This window comes from Lyngbya sp. CCY1209 (assembly GCF_055795065.1).
In genome coordinates, this window is record NZ_JAYFER010000699.1 from 1 (window position 1) to 662 (window position 662).

The window sequence follows — 662 nt, forward strand, 5'->3', positions numbered from 1 at the left end:
TGCAGCCGTTCGTATGTCCCCAAAAGGTCTTGGGCGACCTTGATCGCGTCGTCACCGCGCTGTCCGTCTGGCGACCCCGATTCGATCAACTTCCGGGTTTCTTTCGCAAGGCAGATGGTTAGGGGGATGTCGTCAGAAGTGATGCTGTTGAGCAGTGGAGTTTCTGTCCGCGCCGTGCCCCGCATTTTCTCTATTACCCACCGGGGGGCGTCGGCGATCGCAGTCTCCTGTGGTGACTTAATCCAGTGGTATTGCCCGGTTTCGGGATGAGCTGACGGCGGCAAAACGGACTGGCATCCGTCCCATCGTAATTCCAACAACATTTCTTTGCCGTCCGCCCCGGTTTTCCCCGTTCTCAGCTTTTGGGTTTTGATGTCGCACCAATATTTGTCCGAGATTTTGTATAGGTATTGGGCGCGGCCATCTTTTCCACTTGTAAAACTGACAGTCGCGGGTAATCCCCCCAACGACTTAGCCAGTTCGTGGGCGGCTTCTCCGTCGCAGTCAACCGCTACAATTCCGTCACTAATTTGCCCTGTTCTGAGTCCATAGCCCCGAGCCTTCCCGGTTTTGATATCTTCGATGATGGTGGCGCGATCGCATGGTTTCTCCTGTTGCCAATTCATCCTGTATGCAGCTTTGTTCCCCTTAACGGGGGTGAG

The 662-nt window shown here is 54.8% G+C and carries 1 protein-coding gene; it reads right to left on the minus strand.

The annotated features are described in order from the left end of the window. Window positions 1-626 (minus strand): bifunctional DNA primase/polymerase (locus AC0QHF_RS28905; protein WP_324707741.1); only part of this gene is annotated, 626 nt, incomplete at its 3' end. Window positions 627-662: the final 36 nt, after the last annotated feature.